Annotated in this window: 1 protein-coding gene; it reads right to left on the bottom strand. The window is 60.1% G+C overall.

What is annotated here, in order from left to right; translation table 11 throughout:
• Window positions 1–153 precede the first annotated feature (153 nt).
• Window positions 154–627, bottom strand: coding sequence for a hypothetical protein (locus IFT54_RS20180; RefSeq protein WP_192071985.1), 474 nt, complete (start codon window positions 625–627; stop codon window positions 154–156).
• Window positions 628–747: the final 120 nt, after the last annotated feature.

Raw genomic sequence — 747 nt, 5'->3', positions numbered from 1 at the left:
TCTAAAGGCAGCAATCGGGAAATTGCTAGTCGCTTTTGAGCGTCTGCAATTGGGCGAATGCAGACTGGCCGCTTCGGGTTGTTGTCGATCGGCCGCGCGAACGTCGCTACCCGGGCGGGAGCGGAATGGCCGGGATTGGTGGCAAGCGGACATTCAGGCGGCAGGCTCACTACCGGCTCCGAGGTGTAGCTGCCCCTCTCGAACGGTGAACCATCGCGGCGCACCATTGCGCCGGTCCACGAAGTGCCATTGCGGCTGGCCGTCTGTAGTCGAGAACGACAGGAACCGGACTCCGCCATCCGTCGTCATGGCCACTTCGGGCAGTTCGCCAAATAGCTCGCATCGCGCAATCCGGGCGTGGCGTAAGTCGTCGAGAGCTCGCTCCCACAGGTCGTCCTCACTCCAGCTTCCGCATCGGATCGCCGTCGCATCCTCGATGCGCCAACTCCATTCGACACCGAGCGATACTTCACCTTCGGGATGGCCTGTCGAGCCATCTCGATTGGCTACAGGGTGCAACTTGCCGCATTCGATGAAGATGGCGGACCCATAGCCACGCCAGACGTGACTTATAGGCAAGCCGATGAGCGACGCGGCAAAAGGCTCGAAGGCTTCAATGGGTGTCATAGCCGCTGATCTTAGCCGGTCACCGCTATGTCCGCTATTAGGCGGAAGCGGAATGGCCGGAATTGGTGGAAAGCAGCCGTTCAACCGTTACCAAGAACGATATCTGCAACTTTCCCGCTG

It is taken from the genome of Sphingomonas sp. CFBP 13714, from assembly GCF_014842205.1.
Lineage (GTDB): Bacteria > Pseudomonadota > Alphaproteobacteria > Sphingomonadales > Sphingomonadaceae > Sphingomonas > Sphingomonas aerolata.
Note: the sequence above shows the minus strand (reverse complement) of the source record. Positions and strands in the feature narration are given on the sequence as shown.

What these genes read in the sequence shown, in the direction of transcription:
- IFT54_RS20180 (WP_192071985.1), bottom strand. Translation starts at nt 627, where the DNA reads ATGACACCCATTGAAGCCTTCGAGCCTTTTGCCGCGTCGCTCATCGGC.